Raw genomic sequence first — 11790 nt, forward strand, 5'->3', positions numbered from 1 at the left:
GGGGAAAGACTGACCCGACCTCATCCTGTCGGGATGAGGATGTGCCGGTGTCATGCATCCCTGAGCATTCCCATCGCGCCCTGAATATGCCAAGTAAGCCCGCGCCCGAGACAACGATAAGACAGCGAAAAGTGAGCAAATTGGCATGAGGAACTTCCATCTCGCCGGCCGGTCCACGGTCCACGCCCAGAACGGAATGGTGGCGACGTCGCACCCGCTGGCCGCGCTGGCGGCAATCGATGTGCTGCGTGCCGGCGGCACCGCCGCCGACGCCGCGGTGGCGGCCTGCGCGCTGCTCGGGGTGATCGAGCCGCAATCGACCGGGATCGGCGGCGACTGCTTCGCGCTGCTTCAGCCCAAGGGCGAGGGCAAGATCACGGCCTATAACGGCTCGGGCCGCGCGCCGCAGGCGGCGACGGCGGAGTGGTACCTCGAGCGCAAGATCAATGCGATCCCGCTGACCTCGGCGCACGCCGTCTCCATTCCGGGAGCGGTCGATGCCTGGGCGACCATCCTGCGCGATCACGGCAAGCTCGGGCTCGACACCGTGCTGCAGCCCGCGATCAAGGCCGCCGAAGAAGGCTACGTCGTCGCGCCCCGCGTCGCCTTCGACTGGAAGAACCAGTTCGAGAAACTGAAGAAGGGCGTCAACACCGAGCGCTATCTGCTGCCGCACGGCAAGCCCGCGGTGGCCGGCGACGTGATCCGTCAGCCCGAACTCGGCAAGACGCTGCGCGCGATCGCGAAAGACGGCCGCGACGCGTTTTACAAGGGCGCCATCGCCGAGGACATGGTCGAGACCTTGCGCGGCATCGGCGGCCTGCACACGCTCGACGACTTCGCCGCCCACACCACCGAGACCACGTCGCCGATCGGCACCGTCTACAAGGGCCATGACGTCTGGCAGTGCCCGCCGAACGGTCCGGGCATCACCATGCTGGTGATGCTGAACATCCTGTCGCGCTTCGATCTGACGAAGTTCCCGGCGCTGAGCGTCGAGCGGTTCCATCTCGAAGCCGAGGCCGCGCGGATCGCCTACATGATGCGCGAGCAGCACGTCGCCGATCCCGCCTTCGTCAAGGTGGACGTCGCGCGGATCTTGACGCCGGAATTCGCCGAAGAATACGGCAGCCAGATCCGGATGGACCGCATGCTCGATCTTCCCGTGGTGACGCCGCCGATGAATCCGTCGACGGTCTACATCACCGTGGTCGACAAGGACCGAAACGTCTGTTCGTTCATCAACTCGATCGCGCATGCCTTCGGTTCGGCGATCGTCTCCAACAAGACCGGCGTCCTCTTGCAGAACCGCGGCGGCGGTTTCCGCATTCAGCCCGGCCATCCCAACTGCATCGCGCCGGGCAAGCGGCCGTTGCACACCATCATCCCGAGCCTCGTCACCAAAAACGGCCGCGCCGTGATGCCGTACGGCGTGATGGGCGGCCAGTATCAGCCGGTCGGGCAGGTGCGTGTACTGACCAACATGCTCGACTACGGCTGCGACGTGCAGGAAGCCATCGATATGCCGCGCGGCCTGCATTACGAAAACATCTACCAGCTCGAGGACGGCGTGCCGGCCGATATCGTCGAGGGCCTGAAGAAGCTCGGGCACAAGACCACCAGCGTGGTCGGCCCGCTCGGCGGCGGTCAGGCGATCTGGATCGACTGGGACAAGGGCACGCTCACCGCCGGCTCCGATCCGCGCAAGGACGGCTGCGCGCTCGGCTATTGAGCGCGCGGCGCGAATTGCGACCCCTGCCTCCGTCACAAGGATGCCCAAGAGATGGGACATTACCGATTTCGAAGTCTTCCGACCGCCGTTGCCATTGCGCTGGCCGGCGTCTTTCTCCTCACCGCGCCGTCAGGCGTATCGGCCCAGACCCCAGGAAAAACCATGACCACACCATCAGGCTTGCAGATTTCGGACAGCACGGTCGGGTCAGGCGCTTCGCCGAAGCCGGGCCAGATCTGCGTCATGCACTACACCGGCTGGCTCTACGAGAACGGCCAGAAGGGCAAGAAGTTCGACAGCTCGGTGGACCGCAACGAGCCGTTCGAATTTCCGATCGGGCAGCGCCAGGTGATATCGGGCTGGGACGAGGGCGTCGCCACCATGAAGGTCGGCGGCAAGCGCACCTTGATCATTCCGCCCGCTCTGGGCTACGGCGCCCGCGGCGCCGGCGGCGTCATTCCTCCCAACGCAACGCTGATGTTCGAGGTCGAACTGCTCGGCGTGAAGTAGCATTCGTCAGCCGGGAACCAAGCGGAAAGCAGCACGATGACAGATCGCCACGATCACAGCCATTCCGATCATTCGCACGCCGGCCATTCGCACGATCACGGCGACGCCGAGCGCTGGAAGCACGACGGCGTCCGCGTCATTCCCGGCAACCAGCTCGATCCCAACGTGCCGTCGACGCCGGGCATGGACCGCAAGGCCGCGATCAATTTCGCCCGCGCCGGCGCGCAGAAATTGTGGGCGGGCACCGTGACCATCCGGCCCGATGCCAAGACCGGCGCGCATCATCACGGCCATCTCGAGAGCATCATCTACGTCGTGAAGGGCAAGGCGCGGATGCGCTGGGGCGAGCAATTGCAGTTCACCGCGGAAGCGGGGCCCGGCGATTTCATTTTCGTTCCGCCCTATGTGCCGCATCAGGAGATCAACGCCAGCCGCGACGAGGTGCTGGAATGCGTGCTGGTGCGCAGCGACGGCCAGGCGGTCGCCATTAATCTCGACATCGAGCCGGTGGAAAAGCCGGAGACGGTGCTGTGGGTCGACCCGGTGCACCTCGATCCGGCGGAGGCGAAGTAGGTTTCGCGCCGCCGCCTTCTCGACAGACCGCCGCGCGAAGTACGCTTTGGGGGCGATGCCAAGAGGAATTTCGATGCCGCTGACGCGTGGTCGCATTGTAGGGCATGACGGCGAACGCCTGGCGTACGGATTCACGATGCTGAACGACGGCGAGACCGTCGAATGTCAGATCAGCGATGCCGCGATGGATGAGCTTGCTGGCGTCAGAGGCTCGCCAAGCACCGCGAGACAGGCGCAGTTTCTCGAGCATCGCGACACCATCGAGCGAATTGCCTCCAGATTGTTCGACGAGAGCCGGGCCGTGAAGGGCTCTGTCGTGAGGATTTTCACCAGGCATATCAACGCAAACAGGTAGGGCCCGGTCACCCGTCCCTCGCGATGACGGGTGCGGCCAGCCTCCCAAAGAAATTTGAGATGGGGGTGTCGGGTCGCGGCCCGGCCGTTCGTCCTTCGGCCGCAGCACGCCAAAGGAGCCTCTTATGACCAAAATGATCTTCGTCAACCTGCCGGTCAGCGATCTTGCCCGCGCCACCTCTTTCTATCAGGCCGTCGGTGCCGAAAAGAACGCGCAGTTCTGCGATGAAACCGCGTCCTGCATGGTGTTTTCCGAAACTATCCACGCCATGCTGCTGACCCACGACAAATTCCGCCAGTTCACGCCGAAGAAGATCGCCGACGCCAGGACCTCCAGCGAGGTGCTGATCTGCCTTTCCGCCGACAGCCGCGAGGCGGTGGACGAGATGATCGGCAAGGCGCAGGCCGCGGGCGGCGGCGTCGATCCCTGCCCGAAGCAGGACTACGGCTTCATGTACGGCCGCAGCTTCGAGGACCCCGACGGCCATATCTGGGAAGTGATGTGGATGGATGTCGCGGCCGCGACCGCAGCGCAGCCCGCCATGGCCGACGCCTGATTCAAATCCAACGCGAGGAGCATGCCGATGTCCAGGATTTCCCCCTGCCTGTGGTTCGACGGCGAGGCCGAGGAGGCCGCAAAATTCTATGTTTCGCTGCTGCCGGATTCCCGGATCGAGATGATCCAGAACAACATCGTCGACGGTCCCGCCGGCAAGGCCGGTACGGTGCTGGTGGTCGAGTTCACGCTGGCCGGCCAGCGCTTCTTGGCGCTCAACGGCGGCACCCGGTTCGAATACACCCACGCAATCTCGTTCAAGATCGATTGCGCCGATCAGGCCGAGGTCGACCGGTTGTGGGACGCGCTGTCCGCCAATGGCGGATCGGTCGAACAATGCGGCTGGCTCAAGGATCGCTTCGGGGTGTCGTGGCAGATCGTGCCGACCGCGCTGCTGCAATATCTCGGCGGCTCCGATCCCGCCGGCGCCCGGCGGGCGATGCAGGCGATGCTCGGGATGGTCAAGCTCGACATCGAAGGCTTGCGCAAAGCCTATGAGGGCAAGTCGGCCGCTTGAAAATGACTCCCTTTTTCGTCATGGCCGGGCTTGTCCCGGCCATTCACGTCTTTCTTGCTTGAGTGAATCTAAGACGTTGATGCCTGGGACAAGCCCGGCCATGACGAGCTTCATTGGCTACGCCTTGAGCAGACGGTGAGGAGGGTGCAACGCGGCCGTCTCGAAGAATGAGGCCACCCAACTCGAAAACGCCTCAATAAGTAATCCGCAGCCCGACGCCGCCATGGATGGTGTTGCCGACCGGCTGCGGGCCGGCGGTGCCGTTGAGGAAGAGATCGGCGACCCAGCCCTTGCTGATGCGGTAGCCGAGCCGGCCGCCATATTCGAACCAGCTCTGGTTTCCGATCGTTGGCACCACATTGCCTTCGCCGGTGACGGTGGCGACGATGCCGGAGCGGGTCGCAAAGGATTGCACGAAGCCGCCGTTGATATTGGCCTCGATGCTGTCGCCGAACAGATGTGTCCATTGGCCGCCGATCTTGACCAGGTTGGTCTTGTCGGTGCCGGTGGCGATGGTGGCGTCGAACGGATTGAACGCCACGCCGGCCGGGTCGCTGTAGCCGTTGACCCGCTGCCACAACTGCCAGACCTCGACCGACGCTGCGACCTCGTCGCGCGGCGACAGCCGGCTGATCCAGCCCGCCCGTCCATAGGCGCCGTAATTCTCGCTGGTGGTTTCGCTGTCGAGCGATACCGGGCCGAGGCTGGTCTGATAGCTGCGGCGGTAGCGCACCTTCTGGAACGGCGACAGCACGGCGCCGATGTCGAAGAACGGCCGCGACGATCCCCAGTCGGTGAAATCATAGCGCAGCGCGAAGGCGCCGATCGGCGCGCTGGTGACGCTGTAGCCGCCTTCGTTGTACTGGGTGTAGGCGATGCCGGCCAGCAGCGCGAGGTTGGATGTCAGGTTCTTGCGGCCATGGATGCCGGCCGAGAACGACCCCGCGGAGCCGAATGCGCTGACGCAGTCGTTGCAGTTGACCTGTTCGTTGACGCCGAGCAGCACCGTGCCGAGCACCCGGTTGGTGATCATCTGGTTGAAGCGCTGCTTGGCCAGATCGCGGACCGAGCCTGCGCTGGAGTCCGAACCGGTGGTCGGCGTGGGAGTCGGTGTCGGACTAGGCGAGGACGATGGTGTCGGTGTCGGACTCGGCGAGGCCGATGGCGTTGGGGAAGGCGTCGACGTGTCTGGCAAAGATGTGCTTTGCGCCGATGCCGGAGTGGCCAGCGCCGGAATCAGCACCAGCGACATCGCCGCGCTGAGGGCTGCCGGGAGAACAAAGCTGCGGGTGAATCCTGCCATCGTCAGCGCCCGCACAGCATGCCGTTGGGATCGTTGCCGTCATCGACGGGCGGCGTGACCGTCGGCGTCGCATCTGCATATTCGGTGGTGGTGCAAAGCCCCGCCGCAGCGCCACAGGCGAAAGTCCAGGGCGGATTGCCGGTCTTCTGAATGGTGTATTTGCCGCCGGTGAAGGTGATGACCGCGGTATCGCCGGGCTTGATCAGGTCGATGCACTGGAAGATCAGGGTGCAGACCCGCGAGGCGCCATTGTCCCGCAGCACCACGGTGGTCTTGCCGCGCTGGGACAGGATATCGAGCACGGTACCGCGCACGCCGATGGTCGCGACCTGGGTCTGGATCTTGTAGGCGGCCTTGTCCGAATGGCCGGTGACGAAGCGGAACGCGCCGGTGGTCAGCCTGATCGAGATGTCGCGATAGCTGTGTTCGTCGTCGAACACGGTGCGGTCGAGCTTGAGCGTCGAATTGGGGCCGAGCGATAGGTTGGTGCTGTCGGCCATCACCAGCCGCGCCGCGCTGTCGAGGCCGGTGCGCACGATCTCGTCGCGCAGCACGCTGTCGCCGACGTTGATCTGGCTGGTCGCCGATCCCGCGACGCGGACGACTTCGTTCTTGATGACGGTGGCCTCGCCGACGCGCGTTTGCGCGAGAGCAGGACTTGCCGCAAGCCCCGCCGTAAGGCAAAGCGCGCAGATAAAGATAACGCCGTGACGCCAATTCATTTCATGACCGATCGATTTATCCCGTATCGTACCGGATCGCATGCGCAAGCGATGTTGTAAATTTATCACAAGCGGCGCCTTATGACTCCGATGGTTAGTGACGGCGAATTTGAAATGCGTTCAATGCAATGGACTTAAAAATTCGGCCCGCCCACACTCGATATTCCTGCAACGCCCTCCATCCGTGATCCCCGTGCGCGAATCACCTTCTGTTCCCAGGAATCCGGCTGCGCGGAATACGGCCATTGCCGCCATCATTTTCGTCATTGCCCATCTCGCGATGCTCGTTGGCGTGACTACACCGGAAAAATTCTATTTCGACGAAGTCCATTACGTGCCGGCCGCGCGGCAGATGCTGGAGCCGGTGATGCCCAATCCGGTGCTCAACCCGATGCACCCGCCGCTGGCCAAGCAGCTGATCGCCTTGTCGATCCGGAGCTTCGGGGATGGGCCGCTGGGCTGGCGCTACCCCGGTGTCCTGTTCGGAGCACTTTCGATCGTCGCAGTGTATCTGTGCGGTCTGGCGCTGTTCGCGAAACCGGGCCCTGCGGTCGCCGCCAGTCTCATCGCCTTCTTCAACCAGATGCTGTTCGTGCAGTCGCGGATCGCGATGCTGGATATCTTTGCGCTGGCGTTCGGGCTGTTCGGGATCGCGGCGTTCATGCATGGCTTCCGGCAAGCGCGGCCGCATCTGGCCTTCGCGCTCGCCGGCCTCGCCTTCGGTCTTGCGGCCGCCTGCAAATGGAGCGGATTGTTCGCGCTCGCCGTCTGCATCGTCATCGTGGCCGCGATCCGCCTGATGCAGGGTTGGCGCACGCAGTTCGCCGACGGCCGTGATGGCGACTGGTACCGGCCCGGGCTGTGGCCCGATTTCCGTTATTATCACTTCGCCGCCTGCTTCGTGCTGCTGCCGGCGGTGGTCTATCTCGCAACCTTCGTCCCGCTCCATGGCTTGTCGGCGAGCGGCCTCGTTGAAGCCCAGCGCCGGATTTTCAGCGACAACACCACGACCGCGATTGCAGGGCACACCTATATGAGCGCGTGGCCGTCCTGGCCGTTGCTGGTGCGGCCGGTCTGGTATCTGTTCGACAAGATCGGCGACGACCGGATCGCGGCGGTGGTGTTGCTCGGCAACCCCGTGGTGCTGTGGGCGGCGCTGCCGGCGCTGGCGATCTGCCTGCGCGACTGGATCGTGACGCGCCGGGCCGATGCGTTCCTGGTCCTGGCGTTTTATTTCGGGCCTTATCTGGCCTGGGCGCTGCTGCCGCGAACGCTCGGCTTCCTGTATTATTATCTGCCGGCCGCCACCTTCGCGAGCCTGGCTCTGGTCTATGTGCTGCGGCGGGGCAACAGCCCGCGCTGGCTGCTATGGGCCTTCGTCGCGGTCGCTTGTGCGGGCTTCGCCGCGATGCTGCCGATCTCGGCGGCGTTCGTCGGGACGTCGATGGAGACGTTCGTCCGGCTGATGCTTTTCCAGAGCTGGATTTAGTAGCGTAAGACTGATCAGCCCGCGCAACGAATGCGCGGGCTGAAAAATCATGTTGCAGCGATCGACCGTTACTTCGAAGCGGTCTTGGTATCCATGTTGACGACCTGAACGCGGCGGTTGGTCGGGTCCATCGGCGCGCTCGGATCCTTCGGCTTGGTCTCGCCGTAGCCGACGGTGACGAGATCGGAGCCGTTGATGCCGTATTTCTCGGTGAGATACCGCTTGATGGTGTCGGCGCGGCGCTCGGACAGGTCCTGGTTGTAGGGCTCGCTGCCGATCGCATCGGTGTGGCCGGCGACGACGAAGGTCGAACCCTTCAGGCTGGCGTCCGAGAGCGCCTTGCCGAGTTCCTGCACCGACGACATCGAGGTCTTGCTGATCTCCGCCGAATTGTAGTCGAACTGAATCTCGAGGTCGATCTTCGGCTTGGTCGCTGCGATCTCGGCGATTTCCTGGCGTTCGCCGAGCGAGAGCGAGCGCGTCTTGCGATTGCGCAGGCTGTCGACGAAACTGATTTCCTTGGCCTGGACGGCCGGATCGGCCTGCGGCCCGGCCGACAGGCCGCGGGTCAGCGGCTTCTTCGGCTGCAGGGCATTCAGGATCTGGTCTGCCGAGACCTTGTTGTCGCCGGCAAGCGCAATGCCGGCCGTCATCGACAGCGCGGCACCGAGCGCAATCGCTGCAGTGGCAGTAAGTCTGTGAAGGCTGGTCATCGTCGTATCCTCGCTGTTACGCCTGATGGCGCTTTGATGGTCGAACGTTAGACCGGGCGAAGGGCCGTGGATGTGACTTGGCTCACATTGCTGGACGGACCAAGACCCGGGCTTTCCTGGCGGTCGTTGCGGCCGGCGAAGCCGTTCGATCGCTCCCCTGCCCGAAGTGATCCAGGTCACCGTCGGCGCGCGGGGACCGGACCAGTTTTTCATATGGGGATAGGTCCCCGTGCTGGCCATGGTGGTTGCCTCAAACCCGGTCTTAATACCGTCATACCGTCGCCGTAGCGCCGATCTGCGAACAAGAAATTGGCCAGATGGCCATCTAGAAAACCCGCTCGCGAAGAAAAACAACAAAACAAACAAAGCGATGCAGGGGACGCGTGTATCAGTCAGTAAAGCGGCAGTATGAGTATGGATATCGGGCGGGCCGGCCGGATCAGACGAGTCCCACGAGTTCGATGCCGGTATTGATCGGCGCGGCCATGATCGCGGCGGCGATCCTGCTGTCGACGCTGATCACGGCGCTGGGCTCCCGCTATACGGCCGTCGAGAGCCCCAGCGAGGAAAGCGCCTGGCTGGTCGACCGCCTCACCGGCAATGTCTACCGGTGCCAGGCCGCGGAGCGCGGCAAGGCGTCTTGCGACCCCGACATCGCTACCGGGGCGATCGCCCAGCGGCCGAAGCGTTGAACGGTCGCTGCAGCGTCTGAATCCGCTACGGATCGGCTCCGGCGGGGAGCGCGATGGGACTCCCGCTTCCCGCGTTGCAGCACGCAAAAAGTTCTTCCTCCTGGAAACGCCTCGGCGGCGTCTGCGTAGTACGAAAGCCGGCAATTTGCTGGCTTCATTCGTTGGCGAGGTTTCCCATGAAGATATTGATCGCCGCCGCCATGTTCTCGGCCCTGGCCCTGACGCCGGCATCCGCGAAGATGATGGCCTGCACCGGCGAGAACATGGCCAAGAGCAACGGCATGATGTCGGGCATGCCCGACGGCCCCGGCAAGATGGCCATGGCCAAGGAGATGGGCATGGCCAATACGGACATCAGCAAGGGCAAAATGCGCGGCGCCTGCATGCATTACATGAAGGCCCAGAAGATGGGCGCCGCCAAGTAAAGCCGCTCGAGGTAATTGCCTTTCCGCGCCGCCCATGGGCGGCGTGGCTTTTCCCGCGCGCGAATCCCGTTACATTGCCGCGCGATGCCCCGCAGCGTTACATCCCGTCCCCTGACCAAGACCGCGGCGCGCCGGATCTGGCTGCGCGCCCAGCGGCTCGATAGCCCGGCGCCGTTCGGCGAGGGGCCGCAGGCGACGGCGGCCGCGGTGTCGCATCTCGGCTATGTGCAGATCGACACCATCAACGTCATCGAGCGCTGCCACCACCACATTCTCTGGAACCGGATTCCCGAATACCGGCGCGCCGATCTGCGCCAGGCCCAGAGCGTCGACAAGAGCGTGTTCGAATACTGGACCCATGCCTTGTCCTACGTGCCGGCGCAGGACTTCCGCTTCTTCGCCCCGGCGATGAAGCGCCATCAGCGCGAGGGGCACAAATGGCTGACCTCGGTCAAGCCCGCGGATTTGCGCAAGGTGCTGCGGCTGATCCGGCGCGACGGCGCGCTGACCATCCGCGACATCGACGACGACGTGCTGGTCGACAAGGAGCATCTGTGGGCGAGCCGCAAGCCGTCGAAGCGGGCGCTGCAGCTATTGTTCTACACCGGCGTGCTGACGATCTCGGAGCGCGCCGGCATGCTGAAGACCTATGAGCTGGCGACGCGGCATTTCGGCTGGGACAAGCCGCCGAAGCCGGCTTCCGCGCGCGAGACCACCGGCTACCTGCTCGATCGCGCCCTTCGCGCGCAAGGGATCGTCAGCGTGGATTCGATCTGCCACCTCGACGCGCCGAGCAAGCCGGCAGTCCGCCGTTTGATCGATGCGAGAGTCCGCCGCCACGAACTGGTGCCGGTCGCGCTCGAAGGCGCGGGCAAGCAGGAGCATTGGGCGACCCCGGAGACGCTGGAGATGGCAGGCGAGGGCGCTTCCGAACCGGTGCATATCCTCTCCCCGTTCGATCCCCTGATCATCCAGCGCAAGCGCACCGAATTGATCTTCGAGTACGGCCATCGTTTCGAGGCCTACGTGCCGAAGGAAAAGCGGGTGTTCGGCTATTTCGCGCTGCCGGTGCTGGCCGGCGATGCCATCGTCGCCGCCCTCGATCTCAAGACCGATCGCAAGGGCCGGAAACTATTGGTGCAGAAATGGACGTGGGTCGGCACGGCGAGAAAGGGCCCGCGCAAGGACCTGAAACGCCGGATCGAGGAGGAGCTGCACCGCTTCGAGCGGTTTCAGCTGGCGGAGTGAGGGGCCTTCAGCCGCGCAATTCATCCAGCAGCACGGCGACCTTGCTGAGGTCGCTGCGATGGCGCGGGTAGGCGACGAAGACGTCGATACTCGGCAGTATCAGTCCGGGCAACACGTCGACGAGGCGGCCGGCGGCGAAATCGGCTGATGCGACATAGGAAGGCAGCACGGCGACGCCGGCGCCGGCAAGCGTCAGTTCGCGAAGCGCGGTCATGTCGCTCACCGTCATCCGCGGGGTGATTTCGATGTTCACGATGCGGTCCTGCCAGGTCATGCGCCAGTCGACGCGGGGGGCGTAGGTTCGCAGCGCAAGGCAGTCGTGCGCGGCAAGATTTGACGGATCGCTCACCGGACCGCGCCTGGCGAGATAGCCCGGCGATGCGCACAGATGCAGTCCGAACGAGCCGATCTTCTCGGTGTCGATCCCGGATTGCGGCGGCGCCGCCAGGCGAACCGCCACGTCGAAGCCGCTGTCGAGCAGATCGACGTAGCGGTCCGACAAATCGAGTTCGAAGCGCAGCCGCGGATAGCGCTCGGCCAGTCCGGCGAGACGCGGCAGCACGCAGACCCGCCCGTAAGCCGTCGGCATCGTGATGCGCAGCAATCCTTCCGGTTCCGCCGGCCGGGCCTGAACGCGCGCCTCGGCGTTTTCCAGCCGCATCAGGACATCGCGAAGCTCGTCGGCGTAGGCAAGCCCGGTTTCCGTCAGCACCACGCGCCGCGTCGTGCGTTCGACCAGGCGGCGTCCGATCCGCTGTTCCAGGGCGGCGATGCGCCGGCTGACCGTGGATTGCGTGACGCCAAGTTCGCGCGCCGCCGCGCCAAAGCCGCGGCGGTCCACCACCGCCAGGAAAGCCTCAACCTCGGACAGATTGGCCTTTTTCATGCAGAAATCGCATTTATCATATCCATCTAAAGGTAGATCAATTCCCTAATGCAATCAATTAGGTTGCGAG

The 11790-nt window shown here is 64.2% G+C and carries 14 protein-coding genes; 10 read left to right on the forward strand and 4 right to left on the reverse strand.

Going from position 1 to position 11790, the window contains the following annotated elements; genetic code table 11:
* The first annotated feature begins 145 nt into the window (after positions 1-145).
* The 6 genes from ggt to KMZ68_RS07175 all read left to right on the forward strand — a co-directional run bounded on the left by ggt (position 146) and on the right by KMZ68_RS07175 (position 4242).
* Complete coding sequence (ggt, locus tag KMZ68_RS07150) at positions 146-1732, forward strand: gamma-glutamyltransferase (protein WP_215615119.1); 1587 nt, start codon at positions 146-148, stop codon at positions 1730-1732.
* A gap of 51 nt (positions 1733-1783) precedes the next feature.
* Positions 1784-2242, forward strand: coding sequence for an FKBP-type peptidyl-prolyl cis-trans isomerase (locus KMZ68_RS07155; RefSeq protein WP_215615120.1), 459 nt, complete (start codon positions 1784-1786; stop codon positions 2240-2242).
* 36 nt (positions 2243-2278) lie between these two features.
* Complete coding sequence (locus KMZ68_RS07160; RefSeq protein WP_215615121.1) at positions 2279-2815, forward strand: cupin domain-containing protein; 537 nt, start codon at positions 2279-2281, stop codon at positions 2813-2815.
* Positions 2816-2888: 73 nt separating this feature from the next.
* Complete coding sequence (locus KMZ68_RS07165; protein WP_215615122.1) at positions 2889-3170, forward strand: DUF1488 family protein; 282 nt, start codon at positions 2889-2891, stop codon at positions 3168-3170.
* Positions 3171-3294: 124 nt separating this feature from the next.
* A complete protein-coding gene (locus KMZ68_RS07170) occupies positions 3295-3726 on the forward strand; it encodes a VOC family protein (protein ID WP_215615123.1) in 432 nt (143 codons plus the stop codon).
* Positions 3727-3753: 27 nt separating this feature from the next.
* Positions 3754-4242, forward strand: a complete 489-nt coding sequence (locus KMZ68_RS07175; protein ID WP_215615124.1) for a VOC family protein — start codon at positions 3754-3756, stop codon at positions 4240-4242.
* A 193-nt stretch (positions 4243-4435) separates the two neighbouring features.
* Here KMZ68_RS07175 and KMZ68_RS07180 read toward each other — a convergent pair whose 3' ends face one another.
* Together KMZ68_RS07180 and KMZ68_RS07185 are read right to left on the reverse strand one after the other, a co-directional pair.
* A complete protein-coding gene (locus tag KMZ68_RS07180; protein WP_215615125.1) occupies positions 4436-5545 on the reverse strand; it encodes a hypothetical protein in 1110 nt (369 codons plus the stop codon).
* Between the two features lie 2 nt (positions 5546-5547).
* Entirely contained in the window at positions 5548-6267 is a 720-nt protein-coding gene (locus KMZ68_RS07185; protein ID WP_215615126.1) for a FecR family protein, read from the reverse strand.
* Positions 6268-6547: 280 nt separating this feature from the next.
* Between KMZ68_RS07185 and KMZ68_RS07190 the strand changes: the two genes are divergently transcribed.
* On the forward strand, positions 6548-7756 hold the full coding sequence (locus KMZ68_RS07190) for a phospholipid carrier-dependent glycosyltransferase (protein WP_215616234.1): 1209 nt from the start codon (positions 6548-6550) through the stop codon (positions 7754-7756).
* A gap of 68 nt (positions 7757-7824) precedes the next feature.
* On the opposite strand, the gene KMZ68_RS07195 is transcribed toward KMZ68_RS07190, so the two are convergent.
* On the reverse strand, positions 7825-8469 hold the full coding sequence (locus KMZ68_RS07195) for an OmpA family protein (RefSeq protein ID WP_215615127.1): 645 nt from the start codon (positions 8467-8469) through the stop codon (positions 7825-7827).
* Positions 8470-8930: 461 nt separating this feature from the next.
* Between KMZ68_RS07195 and KMZ68_RS07200 the strand changes: the two genes are divergently transcribed.
* The 3 genes from KMZ68_RS07200 (at position 8931) to KMZ68_RS07210 (ending at position 10834) form a co-directional block, all read left to right on the forward strand.
* Positions 8931-9161, forward strand: a complete 231-nt coding sequence (locus KMZ68_RS07200) for a hypothetical protein (RefSeq protein ID WP_215615128.1) — start codon at positions 8931-8933, stop codon at positions 9159-9161.
* 176 nt (positions 9162-9337) lie between these two features.
* A complete protein-coding gene (locus tag KMZ68_RS07205; RefSeq protein ID WP_215615129.1) occupies positions 9338-9586 on the forward strand; it encodes a hypothetical protein in 249 nt (82 codons plus the stop codon).
* Between the two features lie 84 nt (positions 9587-9670).
* Positions 9671-10834 (forward strand): winged helix-turn-helix domain-containing protein, encoded by a 1164-nt coding sequence (locus KMZ68_RS07210; RefSeq protein ID WP_215615130.1) that lies wholly within the window; start codon positions 9671-9673, stop codon positions 10832-10834.
* Between the two features lie 7 nt (positions 10835-10841).
* Here the strand turns inward: KMZ68_RS07210 and KMZ68_RS07215 are convergent, their stop codons facing one another.
* Positions 10842-11720 carry a LysR family transcriptional regulator gene (locus KMZ68_RS07215; RefSeq protein WP_215615131.1) on the reverse strand — a complete coding sequence of 293 codons (879 nt, stop codon included), beginning with the start codon at positions 11718-11720 and terminating at the stop codon, positions 10842-10844.
* Positions 11721-11790: the final 70 nt, after the last annotated feature.

This window comes from Bradyrhizobium sediminis, from assembly GCF_018736105.1.
Taxonomy (GTDB): Bacteria; Pseudomonadota; Alphaproteobacteria; order Rhizobiales; family Xanthobacteraceae; genus Bradyrhizobium.